The sequence below is a fragment of the Novosphingobium sp. FKTRR1 genome (assembly GCF_020404405.1).
Taxonomy (GTDB): domain Bacteria; phylum Pseudomonadota; class Alphaproteobacteria; order Sphingomonadales; family Sphingomonadaceae; genus Novosphingobium.
Genome location: NZ_JAIZDA010000035.1, coordinates 1 through 18,409, shown reverse-complemented (window position 1 = coordinate 18,409; position 18,409 = coordinate 1). Strand labels below are relative to the sequence as shown.

General features: G+C 65.3%; 18 protein-coding genes and 1 pseudogene. 7 read left to right on the top strand and 12 right to left on the bottom strand.

The window, feature by feature from the left end:
- Nucleotides 1-6: 6 nt before the first annotated feature.
- From kdpB to LDN95_RS19990, 4 genes are all read right to left on the bottom strand, one after another.
- The gene (gene kdpB, locus LDN95_RS20005; protein ID WP_226019315.1) at nt 7-2,031 is read right to left on the bottom strand and encodes a potassium-transporting ATPase subunit KdpB; all 2,025 of its coding nucleotides are present in this window, start codon (nt 2,029-2,031) and stop codon (nt 7-9) included.
- A 12-nt stretch (nt 2,032-2,043) separates the two neighbouring features.
- The gene (gene kdpA, locus LDN95_RS20000; protein WP_226019314.1) at nt 2,044-3,747 is read right to left on the bottom strand and encodes a potassium-transporting ATPase subunit KdpA; all 1,704 of its coding nucleotides are present in this window, start codon (nt 3,745-3,747) and stop codon (nt 2,044-2,046) included.
- Between the two features lie 16 nt (nt 3,748-3,763).
- Nucleotides 3,764-3,853 (bottom strand): K(+)-transporting ATPase subunit F, encoded by a 90-nt coding sequence (kdpF, locus tag LDN95_RS19995; RefSeq protein ID WP_226019313.1) that lies wholly within the window; start codon nt 3,851-3,853, stop codon nt 3,764-3,766.
- A 511-nt stretch (nt 3,854-4,364) separates the two neighbouring features.
- Complete coding sequence (locus tag LDN95_RS19990; protein WP_226019312.1) at nt 4,365-4,952, bottom strand: LuxR C-terminal-related transcriptional regulator; 588 nt, start codon at nt 4,950-4,952, stop codon at nt 4,365-4,367.
- Between the two features lie 198 nt (nt 4,953-5,150).
- Here LDN95_RS19990 and folE point away from each other — a divergent pair, with 198 nt between their 5' ends.
- The 5 genes from folE (at nt 5,151) to LDN95_RS19965 (ending at nt 8,374) form a co-directional block, all read left to right on the top strand.
- Complete coding sequence (gene folE / locus LDN95_RS19985) at nt 5,151-5,762, top strand: GTP cyclohydrolase I FolE (RefSeq protein WP_226019327.1); 612 nt, start codon at nt 5,151-5,153, stop codon at nt 5,760-5,762.
- Between the two features lie 43 nt (nt 5,763-5,805).
- Nucleotides 5,806-6,777, top strand: coding sequence for an NAD(P)/FAD-dependent oxidoreductase (locus LDN95_RS19980; RefSeq protein WP_226019311.1), 972 nt, complete (start codon nt 5,806-5,808; stop codon nt 6,775-6,777).
- Between the two features lie 158 nt (nt 6,778-6,935).
- The gene (locus LDN95_RS19975) at nt 6,936-7,175 is read left to right on the top strand and encodes a hypothetical protein (protein ID WP_226019310.1); all 240 of its coding nucleotides are present in this window, start codon (nt 6,936-6,938) and stop codon (nt 7,173-7,175) included.
- Between the two features lie 364 nt (nt 7,176-7,539).
- Nucleotides 7,540-7,815, top strand: coding sequence for a hypothetical protein (locus tag LDN95_RS19970; protein WP_226019309.1), 276 nt, complete (start codon nt 7,540-7,542; stop codon nt 7,813-7,815).
- Between the two features lie 157 nt (nt 7,816-7,972).
- The gene (locus tag LDN95_RS19965) at nt 7,973-8,374 is read left to right on the top strand and encodes a winged helix-turn-helix domain-containing protein (protein ID WP_226019308.1); all 402 of its coding nucleotides are present in this window, start codon (nt 7,973-7,975) and stop codon (nt 8,372-8,374) included.
- A 180-nt stretch (nt 8,375-8,554) separates the two neighbouring features.
- On the opposite strand, the gene LDN95_RS19960 is transcribed toward LDN95_RS19965, so the two are convergent.
- The 7 genes from LDN95_RS19960 to LDN95_RS19930 form a co-directional block, all read right to left on the bottom strand.
- The gene (locus tag LDN95_RS19960) at nt 8,555-9,616 is read right to left on the bottom strand and encodes a winged helix DNA-binding protein (protein ID WP_226019307.1); all 1,062 of its coding nucleotides are present in this window, start codon (nt 9,614-9,616) and stop codon (nt 8,555-8,557) included.
- An 84-nt stretch (nt 9,617-9,700) separates the two neighbouring features.
- Entirely contained in the window at nt 9,701-10,231 is a 531-nt protein-coding gene (locus LDN95_RS19955; RefSeq protein WP_226019306.1) for a murein L,D-transpeptidase family protein, read from the bottom strand.
- A complete protein-coding gene (locus LDN95_RS19950; protein ID WP_226019305.1) occupies nt 10,228-11,517 on the bottom strand; it encodes an adenylosuccinate synthase in 1,290 nt (429 codons plus the stop codon). The genes LDN95_RS19955 and LDN95_RS19950 overlap by 4 nt, the downstream gene beginning before the upstream one ends.
- A gap of 178 nt (nt 11,518-11,695) precedes the next feature.
- Nucleotides 11,696-12,838: an ATP phosphoribosyltransferase regulatory subunit gene (locus LDN95_RS19945; RefSeq protein ID WP_226019304.1), complete on the bottom strand. Its 1,143-nt coding sequence runs from the start codon at nt 12,836-12,838 to the stop codon at nt 11,696-11,698.
- 143 nt (nt 12,839-12,981) lie between these two features.
- Nucleotides 12,982-13,428, bottom strand: coding sequence for a nuclear transport factor 2 family protein (locus tag LDN95_RS19940; protein WP_226019303.1), 447 nt, complete (start codon nt 13,426-13,428; stop codon nt 12,982-12,984).
- A 157-nt stretch (nt 13,429-13,585) separates the two neighbouring features.
- The gene (gene serA / locus LDN95_RS19935; protein ID WP_226019302.1) at nt 13,586-15,169 is read right to left on the bottom strand and encodes a phosphoglycerate dehydrogenase; all 1,584 of its coding nucleotides are present in this window, start codon (nt 15,167-15,169) and stop codon (nt 13,586-13,588) included.
- A gap of 151 nt (nt 15,170-15,320) precedes the next feature.
- Nucleotides 15,321-16,460, bottom strand: a complete 1,140-nt coding sequence (locus LDN95_RS19930) for a phosphoserine transaminase (RefSeq protein ID WP_226019301.1) — start codon at nt 16,458-16,460, stop codon at nt 15,321-15,323.
- 241 nt (nt 16,461-16,701) lie between these two features.
- Here LDN95_RS19930 and LDN95_RS19925 point away from each other — a divergent pair, with 241 nt between their 5' ends.
- Together LDN95_RS19925 and LDN95_RS19920 are read left to right on the top strand one after the other, a co-directional pair.
- Nucleotides 16,702-17,376: an extensin family protein gene (locus tag LDN95_RS19925; RefSeq protein ID WP_226019300.1), complete on the top strand. Its 675-nt coding sequence runs from the start codon at nt 16,702-16,704 to the stop codon at nt 17,374-17,376.
- A 169-nt stretch (nt 17,377-17,545) separates the two neighbouring features.
- Entirely contained in the window at nt 17,546-18,283 is a 738-nt protein-coding gene (locus LDN95_RS19920; protein ID WP_226019299.1) for a hypothetical protein, read from the top strand.
- 20 nt (nt 18,284-18,303) lie between these two features.
- On the opposite strand, the pseudogene LDN95_RS19915 reads toward LDN95_RS19920, so the two are convergent.
- Nucleotides 18,304-18,409: pseudogene (locus LDN95_RS19915) on the bottom strand (IS5/IS1182 family transposase); the annotation flags it as partial.

The window sequence follows — 18,409 nt, the reverse complement described above, 5'->3', positions numbered from 1 at the left end:
AGATCCTCAGGCGAGGTTGAGAGCGGTGACGGCAAGGTCGATGACCTTGATCCCGATGAACGGAGCGATCAGGCCACCAAGGCCATAGACCGCCAGATTGCGCGCCAGCAGCGGCCCTGCGCCCATCGCCCGATAGGTAACGCCTTTCAGCGCCAGCGGGACGAGCGCCGGGATGATCAGCGCGTTGAACATGATGGCAGACAGGATCGCGCTTTGCGGGCTGGCCAGATGCATCACGTTGAGCACGCCGAGGCCGGGGTAGAGCACCACGAACATCGCCGGGATGATGGCGAAGTACTTGGCCACGTCGTTGGCGACCGAGAACGTGGTCAGCGCCCCGCGCGTCATCAGCAACTGCTTGCCCAGCCCGACGATCTCGATCAGCTTGGTCGGATCGCTGTCGAGGTCGACCATGTTGCCCGCCTCGCGCGCGGCCTGCGTGCCGGTGTTCATCGCCACGCCGACGTCGGCCTGCGCCAGCGCGGGCGCATCGTTGGTGCCATCGCCGCACATCGCCACCAGCTTGCCGCCCTGCTGTTCGCGCCGGATCAGCGCCAGCTTGTCCTCGGGCGTGGCTTCGGCCAGGAAATCGTCGACGCCTGCTTCTGCGGCGATGGCGGCGGCGGTCAGCGGGTTGTCGCCGGTGATCATCACCGTGCGCAAGCCCATCCGCCGCAGTTCGGCAAAGCGTTCGCGCACCCCGGCCTTGACCACGTCCTTGAGCGCGATCACGCCCAGCAGCACGCCATTGGCGGCGACTGCCAGCGGAGTCTGTCCGGCGCGGGCGATCTCGTCAGACACGCGGCGCATCTCGGCGATGGCGGGGGCGCCTTCGGGCTGCGGATTGGCGCGCAAGATGGCATCGACCGCACCCTTCTGCACCAACTGGTCGGCGGTACGCAGGCCCGAAATGCGGGTCTGCGCGGTGAACGCGATCACCTCGGCCCCAGCCGGAACCGTGCTCAGCGTCAGGCCATATTCCTCGCGCGCCAGCCGCACGATCGAGCGGCCCTCGGGCGTTTCGTCGGCCAGACTGGCAAGCAGCGCGGCTTGCGCCAGTTGCGGCTGGCTGACCCCGTTCAGTGCGACGAAGGCGTCGGCCGCGCGGTCGCCGATGGTGATCGTGCCGGTCTTGTCGAGCAGCAACACATCGACATCGCCCGCCGCCTCTACCGCGCGGCCCGACTTGGCCAGCACGTTGAAGCGCACCAGCCGGTCCATCCCGGCGATACCGATGGCCGACAGCAGCGCGGCGATGGTGGTGGGGATCAGCGTGATCAGCAGCGCCGCCAGCACCGCCACCGGGATATGGCCACCGGCATAGGACGCGAATGCCGGGATCGTGCCGACCGCGATCAGGAAGATGATCGTCAGCCCGACCAGCAGGATCGTCAACGCGATCTCGTTGGGGGTCTTCTGGCGTTGCGCACCTTCGACCAGCGCGATCATGCGGTCGAGGAAGCCCTGCCCCGGCTCTTGCGTCACGCGCACCACGATGCGGTCGGATATGACGCGGGTGCCCGCCGTCACCGCCGAGCGGTCGCCGCCAGCCTCGCGGATCACCGGCGCGGATTCGCCGGTGATCGCTGCTTCGTTGACCGAGGCGACGCCTTCGATCACTTCGCCATCGGCCGGAATCAGGTCATTGGTTTCGACCACCACGGTGTCCCCGCGCTTCAATTGCGAGGCGGGAACGCTGCGGCCGTCGGGCAGGCGGGCGACAAGATCGGACTTGGTGGCGCGCAAGCTGGCAGCCTGCGCCCGGCCGCGCCCTTCGGCCAGCGCCTCGGCAAAAGTGCCGAACAGCACGGTCAGCCACAGCCACACGATCAGTTGCAACTGAAAGCCCAGCGTCAGCCCGCTGCCGCCGATCAGCAGCAGCACGGTCAACAGCGTGGCCACCACGGCGGTGGTGAACAGCACCGGGTTCTTGATCAGCTCACGCGGGGAAAGCTTGCGAAAGGCATCGCCGATCGCCGGGACAACCAGTTCGCCCGAGAACATCGAAACGGGGGTGGAGGGATTGGACATGGGATGCCGTCCTTAGAAAAGCTTGCCCGAAGCGCTGGCGACGTGGTCGGCCACGGGTCCGAGCGCGAGGCTGGGCAGGAAAGTGAGACCGCCGATGATCAGGATCGTGCCGATCAGCAGGCCCACCCACAGCGGGCCGGTGGTCGGGAACGAACCGGCGGTGGCGGGGGTGTGCTTCTTGGCGGCCAGGCTGCCGGCGATCGCCAGCACCGGGATGATGATGAAGAACCGGCCCAGCCACATCCCCACACCCAGCAGACCGTTGTAAAACGGCGTGCCCGCACTCAGCCCGGCAAAGGCGGAACCGTTGTTGGCGGTGGCCGAACTGAAGGCATAGAGGATTTCGGAGAAGCCGTGCGGCCCCTTGTTCAGCGGTCCGGCAAGGCCTGCGGGCAACACGCTGGCAATCGCGCTCAACCCCAGAATGCACAGCGGCAGGATGGCGATGGCGAGCACCGCCAGCTTGACCTCGCGCGCCTCGATCTTCTTGCCGACGTATTCGGGCGTGCGCCCCACCATCAGCCCGGCGATGAACACCGCCAGCAGCGCGAACAGCAGGAAGCCATAAATCCCCGAACCGACGCCGCCGATGACGATCTCGCCAAGCTGCATGTTGAACATCGGGATCAGCCCGCCCAGCGCAGTGAAGCTGTCATGCATGGCATTGACCGCGCCGCACGATGCCGCAGTGGTCACCGCCGAGAACAGCGCGCTGGCGGCCAGGCCAAAGCGCACTTCCTTGCCTTCAAGGTTGCCGCCGCTCAGGCCAAGGCCGTGCAACAGCGGCGTGCTGGCAGCCTCCTGCCAATAGGCGATGCTTGCGCCTGCCACAAACAGCGTGAGCATGGCGGCAAGGATCGCCCAGCCCTGACGCGGATTGCCCACCGCCTTGCCGAACGTCCAGGTCAGCCCGGCGCCCAGCAGAAAGATCGACAGCATCTGCACGAAGTTGGTCAGCGCGGTCGGGTTTTCGAAAGGATGCGCCGAGTTGGCGTTGAAGAAGCCGCCACCGTTGGTGCCCAGCATCTTGATCGCTTCCTGACTGGCGACCGGGCCGACCACGATCGTCTGCTTCACGCCTTCCAGCGTGGTCGCATCGATGGTGCTGGCAAAGGTCTGCGGCACGCCGCTGGCCACCAGAAACACCGCATAGACAATGCTGATCGGCAACAGCAGGTACAGCGTCACGCGCGTCAGGTCGGCCCAGAAATTGCCGAGCAGCTTGGTCTGTGCGCGGGCAAAACCGCGAAACAGCGCAAAGGCCACCGCGATGCCGGTCGCTGCCGACAGGAAGTTGTGCAGCGTCAGCGCGACCATCTGGCTGAAATTCGACAGCACCGATTCGCCCGCGTACCATTGCCAGTTGGTGTTGGTGACAAACGCGATGGCGGTGTTCATCGAACCATCGGCACCGACACCCGCCAGACCGCGCGGATTGAGCGGCAGGACCGCTTGCGCGCGCAGGATCGCATAAGTGAACAGCGTGGTGACGACCTGGAACATCAGCATGTGCAGCGCATAAGTGCGCCAGCCCTGTTCGCGCGCGGGATCGATCCCGGCCACGCGGTAAAAGCCGCGCTCGACCGGTCCCAGCACGCCATGCAGCGGCGTGCGCCGGCCCTCGTACAGGGCGAACAGCCACAGCCCGGCGGGCTTGGCCAAAAGCGCGATCAACGCGGTGAAAACGAGAATCAGCGTCCATCCGACGAAGGTCATGGGCGTTCTCCCTTCCTCAGAATTTTTCGGGGCGCAGCAGCGCCACCACAAGGTAGATGAGCAGCGACAGCGCGGTGAGCGCGGCCAGTGTGTCGGGCAAGGTCATGGCGACCGGTCCTTTGCAGGAAATGCAGGGGGGAAGCTGGAAGGGGCGTGCAGTTGAAACGGGCGCGCGTTCAGGCGCGTTCGCACAGCCGCACGAAACCGAGCGACAGCAGCGTGAGCCCGCCCAGCACGGCGAGCCAGAGGAGATCGTTCACGGGAATGGTCCTTTGCGATGCGAGCCGACTGGCCCTGTCATCGTCGCGGCATGGACCCGCCGCCCGTTAAGCTTCCACGCGAAAGCTGTCGGCCCTGCATAAGCAGACCGTAAAGAAACGCGTCCGCAAGCTGCAACGCGCCATGATCATGAAGGAAAGGGCGCGGAACCCTGGCAGCGGATGGGAGGCCAGCCGGGTTCCGCGCCCCTCACTCCTATGTCTGCCACGGACACAAGTGGGCCAAGGCCAGCGGCGGACCCTTATTGACTGGCCCTGCTGCGCCGACCGCTCAATCCGCCCAAAAGGGCATGTCACCCAGACGGAGCGTTCAAACGCGTTTGCAAACGGCTGTTAGCGTCAGAGTCCGGCTTCGATCGCCATGCGGATGGCGTCGGCGCTGGTGCGCACGCCCAGCCCCTTGAGCACGGCGGCGCGGTGCAACTTCACCGTCCGCTCGCTCAGCCCCAGTTCCCATGCGATCTGCTTGTTCAGCTTGCCCGCCGCGATGCATTCAAGGATTTCGCGCTGCCGCTTGGGCAGAGCCTCGACCTTTTCGCGCGCGATCGCCGAGCGAGGGTTGCCTGCGTCGGCCCCGCCAGCGATCTCCACCTGCGAGCCGAGGAAATATTCAAGTTCCCCTTCTGCATCAAAGATCGGAGCGATCATCACGGCGTTGCGGAACGGGGTGCCATCCTTCTTGTAGTTCAGGATTTCGACCATCACCGGAACCTTTGCGGCAATGCCGACGCGCAATTGCTCGGTCAGTTCGGGTTCGGTCCCGGCGCCGCGCAGGAAGCGGCAGTTGCGGCCGATGATCTCGCCTTCACCATAGCCGGTCAAAGCCATGAACGCGGCGTTGCAGGCCACGATGGGATTGTCGGGCAGCCGGGGGTTACTCACCACCGCCGCCACCACGCTGTTCTCGATCATTACACCAACGGACATGCTCTCTCCCAAGGCCTTAACCGGCCCGAAAGCAATTGCCCGATGGGTCATGTTGCTGCGGAACCGTGCCCCGCCCACGTTTAAAGCAAGTTCAGCGGCTGCCTAGCCCGTTTCGTCTCCATCTTCGGGCCTCCGTTGCGCAACCATCGCGCCGGAAGTCCGCGCTCATTCCGGGAAGGATCTTCCGTGAACTACGCTGTGCACGATTTTCACGATCACGACGAACACGACAGCGACGGCAAGATCATCGTGCCGGACAACGTTCAGGAAGCCATCCGCACCCTGTTGCGCTGGACCGGCGACGATCCCGACCGCGAAGGCCTGGCCGATACGCCCCGCCGCGTCGGGCGCGCATGGCGCGAATATTGCGCGGGCTATGACGAAGAGCCCGGCCAGCACCTCCAGCGCACGTTCAGCGAAGTTGCGGGCTATGATGAGGTCGTCTTGCTGCGCGACATCCCGTTCCAGTCGCACTGCGAACACCATCTGGCGCCGATCACCGGCACCGCGTCGATCGCCTATCTGCCGCGCAACCGCGTGGTCGGCATCTCCAAGCTGGCGCGCGTGTTGCAAGGCTATGCCCGGCGCCTGCAAATTCAGGAGCGGCTGACCAGCGAAGTCGCGCAGTGCATCTGGGACCACCTGCAACCGCAAGGCGTCGCGGTGGTGATCGAAGCGCAACACGGTTGCATGACCGGGCGCGGCGTGTGCACCCCGGGCGTGGGCATGGTGACCAGCCGGATGCTCGGCTGCTTTCTCGAAAATCCCAGCAGCCGCAAGGAAGTACTGGCGTTGATGGGCCGTGGTTGAAGGCCCTGAACACGTGTCGAATCCACAATTGCAAGTTGCAGCAATGACCCCCCCCGTCGCCCTCGACATCGCCGTGATCGGAGCCGGAATGGCCGGGCTCGCCTGCGCCGACGCGCTGGCCGCCCAAGGCGCCAACGTCTCGGTGTTCGACAAGGGCCGTGGCCCCGGCGGCCGCATGTCGACGCGCCGTCTGGCCACCCCGCTGGGAGAGGCGGCGTTCGATTTCGGCGCGCAGTATTTCACCGTGCGCGATCCGGGCTTTGCCGAGCAGGTGAATGAGTGGGCCGCTACCGGGATCGCCGCGCGTTGGCCTGTCGCGCGCGACGACGCATGGGTCGGCGTTCCGCGCATGAATGCGGTCATCCGCGCCATGGCCGACCGCCATACGGTTCGTTTCGAGGCGCTTGTCAAAGGCCTGCTGCGCCAGCCCGATGGACGCTGGCGGCTGGTCGGTGACGGGCTGGACGCGCCGCCGTTCGATGCCGTCGTGCTCGCGCTTCCGGCCGAGCAGACCGCGCCGATCCTGACCTTGCACGATTTTGAGCTGGCGAAGGCTGCATTGTTTGCAAAGTCGCAGCCGTGCTGGACCGCGATGTACGCCTTCGCCGAGCGTCTGCCCCATCCCGCAGGCGTGGTGCGCGATACCGGGATCATCGCGTGGGCCGCACGCGATTCGGACAAGCCCGGCCGCTCCGGCCCCGAAAGCTGGGTCGTTCAGGCAACCCCGCAGTGGTCGCAACTGCACCTTGAAGACCCCGTTGAGGCCGTCGATTCAGCGCTGCTCGCCGCCCTGCGCACGGTTTCCGGCGCGCCCGACGCGCAGCCGGTCGCCAGCGCGATACACCGCTGGCGGTATGCGCTGTCGGCCGGGACCGGAATCGGCAGCCTGTGGAACCCGCGGCTTGGCCTTGGCGCCTGCGGTGACTGGTTGCTCGGCCCGCGCGTGGAGTGCGCGTGGCTATCGGGTCGCCACCTTGCCGCGCGCATGCTGGAGCGCAGCCGCCGCGTCGCCTGAACCGAAGGTCGGCCGCGCGGGCGCTGTCCCGATCCTGTGTTGTCCCGATCCTGTAACGCCGCTGGAACACGGTGCGATCGGTGCTGAACCGGCCATCGGGTCGATGACCGATGAGGCGTGAAGCCATTGTGTCCAGCGCCGATCGGAGGGAGGCTCGCATGGCAAAATACCCGCCCCGAACTTGCCGGGCCTGTGGGGCGGCCGACTGGGTCTGGTCAGACAAGACCTATCCTGAGGGCAAGCCACGGATCATCGTCCAGCAGCCGGGATCGTGCCGGTCCGAAGATCCGTCGCGCAAGGCCGCATCAGCCGAGCGGCTGAAGGCGATGGAACCATACCGCGACTGTGCCGCGTGGGAGCCGGTGCGCCTGCCGGGTGGTCAGGTTGTAAACTCATGAACCGCGCCAGCGAAGTTTGCAGCAGAACGGCTCAGTGTAAGAAGGAAAGGCGCTGGGATATGACGATATCTCAATCCTTTCCGACGCCGTAATGGGCTGTTTTGGGCAAACGAAGTTCACCACAAGGTAAATCCCGAGGGGACACCCGAACGGCGCGATTTACGAGTGTACGATCTGGGTGTCGCGGACATGCCGAACTGGTCCCCGCTGCCTGAGCGTCAGGCCGATGTGCCAGCAGAAACGACGCTGCACGGGCGGGTTTGCAGCTTGGCCCCCCGGCGATTTTGCCCTCCCGAAAGGCCCCCCTGCGTTGCGCAATCTCCATCGTTGCCCAGGCTGAAGCCGCGGACCAGCGCAGCCCGAGGTGCCGACGTTCGCGGCCTCCCCCTCGCAAAGGTGGACGGCCCTTTGGCGGGCTATCGATGTGGTTTTGCATCCGTCGGCACCGTCCAAAGAGGCACGCGATCGCTTGGTTTGGCTTGGTTTGGTTTGGTTTGGCTTGGTTTGGCTTGGTTTGGTTTGGTTCGGCTGGCCGCTCCCGGCGCTGCGCCATTGGCAAAGCCGGGCTGCGTTCTTTTGCCCCATCACCGCAACCGCAGCTTTTGATCGGAAACAGCAAGCTGCCGACGTCATCAACTGACGCCATCGCTCCGCCGGGCGCCGACGCCCCTTCCATGCTGGCAGCCTGCGCCGACCACAGACAGGGGCCAACGTTCCGGCAGAGGCAGCGCAGGAAGCCCCAACCGCGACCACACCGCTGGCGCAGGAGGGTTTCGCCGCCGTCGATGGCGCGATATATGCGGCCCATGGCTGCCATAAAACTCAAGATTCAGGTGATGTGCGGTGACGCCATCGCGTTCGGACCGGGCAAGGCCGATCTACTTGAAGAGATCGGCCGGGCCGGTTCGATCTCTGCCGCGGCGCGCACCATGGGGATGAGCTATCGCCGGGCTTGGCTACTGGTTGACGTGATGAACCGCTGCTGGACCGCGCCGCTGGTGGAAACATCCCCCGGCAGCGCGCATGGCGGTGGCGCCCGGATCAGCGCCTTGGGCGAACGCATCCTGCGAGCCTATCGCCAGTTGCAGGCCGACCTGACTGACGTGGCCGATGCGCCCGGCCACATCGAACTGGCCGACTTGCTACGCCCCGCCCCGCTCGACCGCCAGCCCGACCACACGATCACGCCAGCCGGATGACCATTTGCAGCTTGGGCCCGTCGCAGGCGCCACACTTGTGCGACGCGGGCCCCGAAACCAGCGCTTGAACCCGCCCCAGAACCGGAACGCCGCACCGGCGCTTGGAGCGGAACATATGACCGCCCCCTCGCAACCGCGCGCTCTGCAAAGCCCGCTGGCGCAACGGATCAGCGCCGCCGATCACACCATCGTGGCGCTGTGGGCACCCAGTTCGGCGAAGTAGCGGGCCATCGCATCGGCGGCCTTGTCGGTCAGCGTGATGAACGCGCGGCGACGGTCGGTTTCATCATCGACCCGTTGCAGCAGCCCCGAGTCGGTCATCTGGCCGATCCAGCGCAATGCCGTGGTGGGCGGCACGCCCGAAGCGATGCACAACGACGTAACCGAGACCCGCACATGTTCGACCCGCGCAGCGGTAAGATCGAGCAGCATGTCCCACGCCGGATCGGCGAACAGATCGCCTTCGAAAAAGCGCGCGCGCAACTGACGCTGGCGGATGATCCGGCGGACCAGTCGCGGATCGGGCAGCGGCGGACGGGCCGCCCGCACCAGCCGATCGCTGCCATTTTCATAAGCGAGGTCCGACCGCGCATCTGCCTTCGTGGCGCACGATCCCGCAGGTTGTTCGAAACGGAACGCGGGCGGCGGATCGACCGGCGTTGCATGGCTGGAAATCTGTTCCAGCTTGTGCGCGATCTGGCTGACCTGTTCGGTCAGGCGCAAGAGCGAGAGCCGGTCTTCCTCGGACAGTTCGCGCACGCGGTTGCCGCTGCGCGTCAGCACCCGACCCAGCGCGATCACCCGGTCGGCGCGGCTTGGCATGACCAGAATCTGCGCGTTCGATTGGTCAAGGCAGCCGAACACGTCATCGAGCGAATTCATGCTGGTGGAAACCACCAGATGCGAGCCGTGCTTGGCGGCCCGCATGTCGAGCCGCGACAACGCCGCCAGTTCGGCCCCATCGATCACCGGGCAATCGACCAGGACCAGATCGCCCAGAGTTGGCTTGCCATCGGTTTCAAGAAGATTGGCAAGGTCCGATGTCTGCGCGATGCGCAAACCGGCAGCAGCCGCATCTTCGGCCATTTCGGCGCGCAGATAGCCTTTGTCAGCGAAGATCGACACGGCGAGCGAGGATAGCGATGACGAGGCGCGAGACGGGCGATCAGCCGCGCCTGTGAGCCAATCTTCATCGGATTCGTCGCCAAACCCATAATCGAACGACGAGGCTGCCTGTCCCATCCTGTGAAGCCTTATGTTTGCTATGACGCGAACAATAGTGGAACAAGCTGCAATAAGGTCAACTACGGATACGTCGGTTTTGGATCAAGGCAGAATGTCGATGGGGGTGTCGTCTGGCACAAGTGCCCAGATTTCTTCGATTTCCCGGTTATCGAGAGCGATGCAGCCTTCGGTCCAGTCGCCCGCAGGACGCTGCGAAAACCCGTTCGGACTGCCATGCAGGAAGATCGCGCCACCCGGCTTGCGCCCCGCTGCTGCGGCAAATGCGCGATCGCGCGAATCGGGATAACTGATGTGCAGCGACAAGTAATAGGCGCTTGTCGGGTTGCCGAAATCGATGGTGTAGTGCCCCTCGGGGGTGCGTCCGTCGCCTTCGAAGCGCTTGGGCCCCAGCGGTTCGCGGCCAAGCTGGATATGCTGGTATTGCCGCACCGCCCGACCGTCCGCATCGAGCAGGGTCAACCGCCGCGCGGCTTTTTCGACCAGAACGCTGGCAATGGTCGCGCCGGCAACGCGTGACGGATCAAGCGCATCGTCCGGCGGACCGGCCCGTGCCGCGCTGCCCAAAAGCAACGCCAGCAGCAGGCCGGACCGCCCGGACAGCGGCACGATCAATCGACGAAAGGATCGCGCACGAGAATGGTGTCCTCGCGCTCGGGGCTGGTGGAGACCAGCGCCACCGGCGTTTCGATCAGTTCCTGCACGCGCTGAATGTACTTGATCGCCTGCGCGGGAAGATCGGCCCACGAACGCGCGCCGGCCGTGGTGCCCTGCCAGCCGTCCATTTCCTCATAGATCGGTTCGACCGAGGCCTGATCCGCCGCGTGGCTGGGGAAGTAATCGAGCACTTTGCCGCGCAAGCGATAGCCGGTGCAGATCTTCACTTTCTCGAACCCGTCGAGCACGTCGAGCTTGGTCAGCGCGATGCCGGTCACGCCCGAGATCGCGCAGGACTGGCGCACCAACACCGCGTCGAACCAGCCGCAGCGACGCTTGCGGCCGGTGACGGTGCCGAATTCGTGGCCGCGCTCGCCCAGCCGCTGGCCGGTGGCGTCTTCCAGCTCGGTCGGGAACGGGCCCGAACCGACGCGCGTGGTATAAGCCTTGACGATGCCCAGCACGAAGCCGGTGGCGCTGGGGCCAAGCCCCGATCCCGAAGCCGCCGTGCCCGACACCGTGTTGGACGAAGTGACGAACGGGTAAGTGCCATGGTCGACATCGAGCAGCACGCCCTGCGCGCCCTCGAACAGGATGCGCGCGCCGGCCTTGCGCACCTGATTGAGGCGACGCCACACCGGCTGGGCAAATTGCAGGACATAAGGCGCGATTTCGCGCAGTTCGTCGAGCAGCGCGGCGCGGTCGACCGGCGCCTGACCGAAGCCCGCGCGCAAGGCATCGTGGTGCGCGCACAGGCGGTCAAGCTGCGCGTCAAGCGCATCGAGGTGAGCGAGATCGCACACCCGGATCGCGCGACGGCCGACCTTGTCTTCATACGCCGGGCCGATGCCGCGTCCGGTGGTGCCGATCTTGCCCGCGCCCGCAGCCGCCTCGCGCAGACCGTCAAGATCGCGGTGCAACGGCAGGATCAGCGGGCAATTGTCGGCAATCGCGAAGTTTTCGGCGTTGATCGTCACGCCCTGCCCGGTCAGCTTCTCGATCTCGGCCTTGAGCGCCCACGGATCGAGAACGACGCCGTTGCCGATGATCGACAGCGTGCCGGTGACAATGCCCGAAGGCAGCAGCGAGAGCTTGTAGACCTGTTCGCCCACCACCAGTGTGTGGCCGGCGTTGTGCCCGCCCTGAAAGCGCACGACGGCATCGGCCCGGCTGGCCAGCCAGTCGACGATCTTGCCTTTGCCTTCATCGCCCCACTGGGCGCCGATCACGGTGACGTTGGCCACAGATACACTCCTCCACCCTGCCAGGTGGATCCGGAAACGCCCTTCGACAGGACTCGGCGTAGCGGATGGGTCGGGTAGGGCCACGCATTGCACGCGACCCGATGTGCGGAGCGGCCCCTAGGGTGTTGCGGGCGGAAGAGTCAAGCGTTTGCCGCCTGCCGCCAGCCCCATGACCGCCCTAAATTCGCACCGCCTGATCGCCGGTCAGCACGTGGGTGCAGGCCAGCGCCGCCGCGTCGTCGGCCTCGCTCAACGCGGCCACCGTGCGCCAACCGATCGCGCGCAGGCGGGCGGCGGTGGCGCGGTCATGACCGATGGGCAGGAACAGGCGGTCCTCGGGAGCCTCGTTGGCGGAAAGCAGCGCGATCAGCGCGTCGGGATAGAGCGAAAACCCGGTGGCGACTTCGCCTGCGCTGCCGTCGCCCGAACCCGCATCTATGGCGGCGATGCGATACGTACCGCCGCGCCCCAGCAGCCCGCGCACACCATCGGCATAAAGCGTGAAGCCGAACCACGACTGGTATTCGAAACCATGCCGCTCGCTGGGATCGAGCGTCAGCCGTACCCCCTCGCCCGCGACAGCCGCCGCGATCGAGCGCAATGCGGCGATGCGGTCGGCCAGCACGCCGCCGGTATCGATCGCGGCCAGCCGTTCGATGGCGATGTCGAATTCGCCGGTGGCATAAAGCAGCGGCAGATAGGCCTCTCCACCCGCATCGACCAGCCCGCCCGCATCCTTGGTATCGAGTTCGCCGCGCACTGCCTCGATCTGTCCGGGGGCCAGCGGAAAGGCCTGTGCCGCCAGCGTATCGACCAGATCGGGCAGCGTGAAATCGATGCTGATGGCGTGCGCGCCGGCGGCCTGCAGCGCCTCGATGGCAAGGCCCAGCACTTCGGTGGCGGCAGCGACGTTATCGACGCCGATCAGTTCGGCGCCGCACTGCAACCGTTCGCGCGCGGGGTCCAGCCCGTCGGCCTTGATCGTCAGCACTTGGCCCGCATACATCAGCCGCAGCGGGCGCGCGGCCTCGGCCAGCCGGGTGGCGGCAATGCGCCCGATCTGCGGGGTGAAGTCGCTGCGCAGCGCCATCATCCGCAAGCTGACCGGATCGACGAAGCGGAACATGCGGCGCGACCGGATCCCCGCCATGCGCGCGGCAAGGCTCTGCTCGAACTCGATCATCGGCGGCAACACGCGATCATAGCCGTGTCCGTGCATCACGTCCTGAATGGCGCGCATTGCACGGGTGGTGGTGGCCGCTTCCCGTGGGAGGCGGTCTTCGAGCCCCTCGGGCAGCAGATCGGCGTCGTGGCTTTCCATGGGCGCGTCCATACACCATGCGCCATGGCTGTCGAGGGGTGGAACGCCCGCCGGAGCGCCGTCATCGGGCCACCTGACCGGGCCACCTGACCGGGCCGGATTTGGCCCGGTTCGATCAGGCAGCGTCCGTCAGGCCGCCCGGATCAATGAAAGGTATCGGTCCACAGCATCCACTTGCCGCCAACCCGCTTCCACACGACCGAGGCCGTGGCGTCGACATGGGTCGGCTTTTCGGCGCGGGTGTCGAAGCTGACCCGGCAGATTTCGCGGATGTAGCCGGGGGCGATACGTTCGGCGTCGAGCACGACGAAGCGCACGTTGGTCAGCGCTCCGGTGGCCGCCGTCCAGAACGCGGCGATGTCCGCGCCCTTGTAGACCTTGTTGTCCGACGGCAGCATCGTGGCATCGGGCGCATACATCTTGGCCGCAGCAGCACCGTCACCCCGGTTGAGCGCGGCGGCAAAGGCATCGTCAAAGCCCTGAATCAGAGCAATTTCAGTGGCGTGGGCAGGAGCCGCAGGGGCCGCATTGGCCTGCGCGGACGTAGCAAGCCCACCCATCAGAACTGCCGCGTAAAATGCCTTGTGCATCGCTTTCCCCCTTGTCGATTCCGTTATTCCGGCAAGGGTATGACGATGCGCAAGGCCGGTCAAACCGTCCGGGGCGGCAAGCGCAAAAGGGTGCCGGGGTCGGCGGGCCGCATCGGGTGCCGCCGACCGACCCCGGCCGGGATCAATCCACGCGCGATCAGAACTTCAGCGCGCGCACCGTGCGAACGCCGTTCAGCGCGCGCGCCTTGGCCAGCACGTCGGCGCTGACCGGGCTGTCGACCGAAAGCAGCAGCACCGCCTCGCCGCCGGCGGTGCGACGGCCAAGGTGGAAGGTGCCGATGTTGATGCCTTCCTGACCCAGCAGCGTGCCGATCGAGCCGATGAAGCCCGGCGCGTCGGAGTTGACGATATACAGCATGTCGCCATCAAGGTCGGCCTCCACGGCAATGCCGAAGATTTCGACCAGACGCGGCTGGCCATTGCCGAACAGCGTGCCCGCCACCGAGCGATCGCCCTGCGCGGTGCCGACGGTGACGCGCACCAGCGTGCGGTATTCGCCTTCACGGTCATGGCGCACTTCGCGCACGTCAAGCCCGCGCTCCTTGGCCAGGAACGGCGCGTTGACCATGTTCACGGTCTGCGAATACTGCTTCATCAGCCCCGCCAGCACGGCGGCGGTGATCGGCTTCTGGTTCAACTGCGCTGCGGCGCCTTCGACCTCGATCGCGATCTTGGTCAGATTGTCGTGCTGCAACTGGCCGACCAGCGCGCCCAGCTTTTCGGCGAGCGCCATATAGGGCTTGAGCTTGGGCGCTTCTTCGGCCGACAGCGAGGGCATGTTGAGCGCGTTGGTCACGCCGCCGGTGGTCAGATATTCGGCCATCTGTTCGGCCACCTGCAGCGCCACGTTGACTTGCGCTTCGGTGGTCGATGCGCCCAGGTGCGGGGTGCAGATGAAGTTCGGCGTGCCGAACAGCGGGCTGTCCTTGGCCGGTTCGGTCTCGAACACGTCGAGCGCGGCCCCCGCGATGTGGCCCGAATCGAGCAGATCCTTGAGCGCGGCTTCATCGATCAGACCACCACGCGCGCAGTTGACGATGCGCACGCCCTTCTTGGTCTTGGCAAGGTTTTCAGCCGACAGGATGTTGCGCGTCTCGCTGGTCAGCGGGGTGTGCAGGGTGATGAAGTCGGCCTTGGCCAGCAGGGTGTCCAGATCGGCCTTTTCGACGCCCATCTCGATGGCGCGTTCGGGCGTCAGGAACGGGTCATAGGCCACGACCTTCATCTTCAGGCCCAGCGCGCGGCTGGCGACGATCGAGCCGATGTTGCCCGCGCCGATCAGGCCGAGCGTCTTGCTGGTGACTTCCACGCCCATGAAGCCATTCTTCGGCCACAGGCCCTGCTGGGTCTGCGCATTGGCCTCGGGCAACTGGCGGGCGAGCGCGAAGATCAGCGCGATGGCATGTTCGGCGGTGGTGATCGAGTTGCCGAACGGGGTGTTCATCACCACCACGCCCTGCGCCGAAGCGGCCGGAATGTCGACGTTGTCGACGCCGATGCCCGCGCGGCCGATGACCTTGAGGTTGGTGGCGGCGGCCAGAATGTCCTTGGTCACCTTGGTCGTGCTGCGGATGGCGAGGCCATCGTACTGGCCGATGATCGCCTTCAACTCGTCGGGCGTCTTGCCGGTGATCACGTCCACATCGCAGCCCATGTCGGCAAAGATGCGCGCGGCGTTGGGGTCCATCTTGTCGGAAATGAGAACTTTGGGCTTGGTCATGTTTCGATCCAGTCCATCAGAATTGAGCAACGTCATGCTGAACTTGCTTCAGCATCCATCCCGCCGCCGGAAATGTCGGTGCAGGACGAGAGATGGACCCTGAACCAAGTTCAGGGTGACGGTTGAAACGGGGAGAAGGCGTTCGTGCGGGTCAGGCCGCGGCCAGCGCAGCCGTGGTCGAGGCCCAGGCCCAGTCGAGCCACGGTCCGAGCGCTTCGACATCGGCGGTGTCGACGGTCGCACCGCACCAGATGCGCAAGCCTGCGGGAGCATCGCGGTATCCGGCGATGTCGAAGGCGGCGCCTTCCTTTTCGAGCAGGCCTGCAAACTTCTTGATGAAGTCGGCATCCGCGCCTTCGACGCTGAGGCATACCGACGTGCGCGAACGGGTCGCTTCGTCGGCGGCCAGATGCGACAGCCACGCGCGTTCGGCCACGATCTTGTCGAGCGCGGCGGCGTTGGCATCGCTGCGCGCCTTCAACCCTTCAAGCCCGCCGAGCGACTTGGCCCATTCGAGCGCGAAGATGGCATCTTCGACCGCCAGCATGCTGGGGGTGTTGATGGTTTCGCCCTTGAACACGCCCTCGGCCAGCTTGCCCTTGGAAACAAGGCGGAACACCTTGGGCAGCGGCCATGCGGGGGTATGGGTTTCGAGCCGTTCGACCGCGCGGGGGCCAAGGATCAGCACGCCGTGGCCGCCTTCGCCGCCCAGCACTTTCTGCCACGAGAAGGTGGCAACGTCGATCTTCGACCAGTCGATGTCATAGGCGAACACCGCGCTGGTGGCGTCGGCGAACGACAGCCCTTCGCGGGTTTCCGGAATCCAGTCCGCGTTGGGCACGCGCACGCCGCTGGTGGTGCCGTTCCAGGTGAACAGCACGTCGTTCGACCAATCCACGGCGGCAAGGTCGGCAATCTGGCCATAGTCGGCGCGCAGCACGGTGGGATCGAGCTTCAATTGCTTGACCGCGTCGGTGACCCAGCCCTCGCCAAAGCTTTCCCATGCCAGCGTGGTGACCGGGCGGGCGCCCAGCATCGTCCACATCGCCATTTCAAAAGCGCCGGTATCCGACCCCGGAACGATGCCGATGCGGTGCGTATCGGGCAGTTGCAGCACGTCGCGCATCAGGTCGATCGCAAGCTGCAGGCGCGCCTTGCCGATCTTGGCGCGGTGCGAGCGACCCAGCGATTCGAGGCAAAGTTTTTCGGGGGAATATCCGGGCGGCTTGGCGCAGGGACCGGACGAGAAATGCGGACGCGCAGGCTTGCGCGCCGGTACTGGTACAGACATGTAGTCTCTCCTTGCAGAGAGCACGCGCGGCGTTGGGACCGCGTGGCCCGGGGCCGCTCATAGTGGCGCGACGGGGGCTGTCAAGCGAATGCGGTTTGATACTGAACCGGCGCGCGCACCATGTCGCCCGCGTCCGCAGCGGATGACCGATGGGGCCGCCAGGGTTGCCGCCGGGCAGTGGGCGACGCGGCGAAAGCATGCTATTAACCAAAAACAAACCATGATCTTGCATGGTGCGACAATGGCATTGCGTGCGCATTCTTTCCTGCTCGCGATCGCGCTGACCACCACGCTGGCCGGTTGCGTCGGCGCGCCCGCGCCAGCCCCGCGCGCGCCGCAGCGCCACGCCTCCACCGGCCTGTCCTACGCCCCGCAAGCCCGCGCCTGCCTGACCGATCTGGGCCGCACGCAGGCCGGGTTCACGCCCCTGCCCGACCAGTATTACGGCGCGGGGTGCTCGACGCTCAACACGGTCAAGCTCAACTGGCTGCGCAGCGACACCACGCAGTTGCAGCTATCGAACCTTGGCCCGGTGACGTGCCCGCTGGCCAATACGCTGTCGGGCTGGGCGCGGTTCGGCGTCGACCGCGCGGCGCGCTCGATCCTGGGCAGCGGCCTGCGCCGGATCGAGACGATGGGCAGCTACAATTGCCGCACGATCGCGGGCTCCGACCGACTGAGCGCGCACGCCACCGCCAACGCGATCGACGTATCCGCGTTCGTGCTGGAGAACGGGCGCCGTGTTACCGTGGCGCAAGACTGGGCGGGCGACGACTTGCAGGCCCGCGCGTTCCTGCGCACGATCCGCGACAGCGCCTGCAAGCGCTTCGGCACCGTGCTGACCCCGCAATTCAACGCCGCCCACCACGACCACCTGCACCTTGAGGTGAGCAATTCGCGGCCGCTGTGCGCGTGATGGTGACGTGCGCCTGAAACCTGCGGACGGGTGAATTGGTCGCGGGGTCGGATTCAACGCGCACAATGCCGCATAAACCCGCAGCTCTCGGGAACGTCTGAGATTGGTGGGAAGCTGCCGGTCCGCTGTCAGGATGCCGCTGTTAGCGCCGGACGGGGGGATTGCCTTCGTGACGATCGAAAGCGATACATTGCTGATGAGATTAGCGGCCATCATCCTATTACTGACGTTGGCGGGCTGTCACGGCGCTAAAATCGAACGCAGCAACGCCTTAGATAGCGATCCGCTTTGCAAAATGCTTCCCGGCAAAGTTGAAACTATCAGCCCCACCAAATTGGGAACCCAGTATTTTCCGCCTTCCTTCGGGAGGATCATGCACATCTGCAACTTTAAGGGCTATCCTGAATGCTTTCCAAAAGTTAGCACATTTGAAAATGAATGGTATTCCAAGCACTGGGAAGCGGCGCAGGAGCCATCTTTGTATCAACTGTCAAAAGGCGGCGGCAAATCTGCCCAAATCAGTGTCCTCAGATTTACTTGGCTTCCGACCTTTGATCATCCAGTGATTGTCCGAATTGAAATCGCGCCCGGCTTCACGACCATAATCGCAAAAGAGCTTTCAGGCGCTGGCGGATATGATCCGGGAACCATCAAAAGACAGATCGCCCGAACGCTTAGTTCGGCGGAAGCGCGCCAACTGGCTGATGCGATGGCAAAGGCGAGCCCGTTCAATGAGTCGTCTGCGAAATGCGAACTTGGCCTAGATGGTAGTCAGTGGATGCTCGAACGCTCCGACAAAGGCGGCTTTGACTACGCCAGTCGATGGTCGCCAAAAAAGGGATCTATGCGTGATTTTGGCATGTTGGCTTTGAATCTAACCGGATGGAACTTTGAAGAAATCTACTGAGAGCCCGATTCAAAAGTCTGTCATGCGGCTGAAAGTCGCGCAATTCTGCGGGTTAGCATCCGGATAGAAGCGATATTCGCCCACGCGGTCGAGCTCTCGATGGAGCGTTCCCAGTCTTTGGCGAGG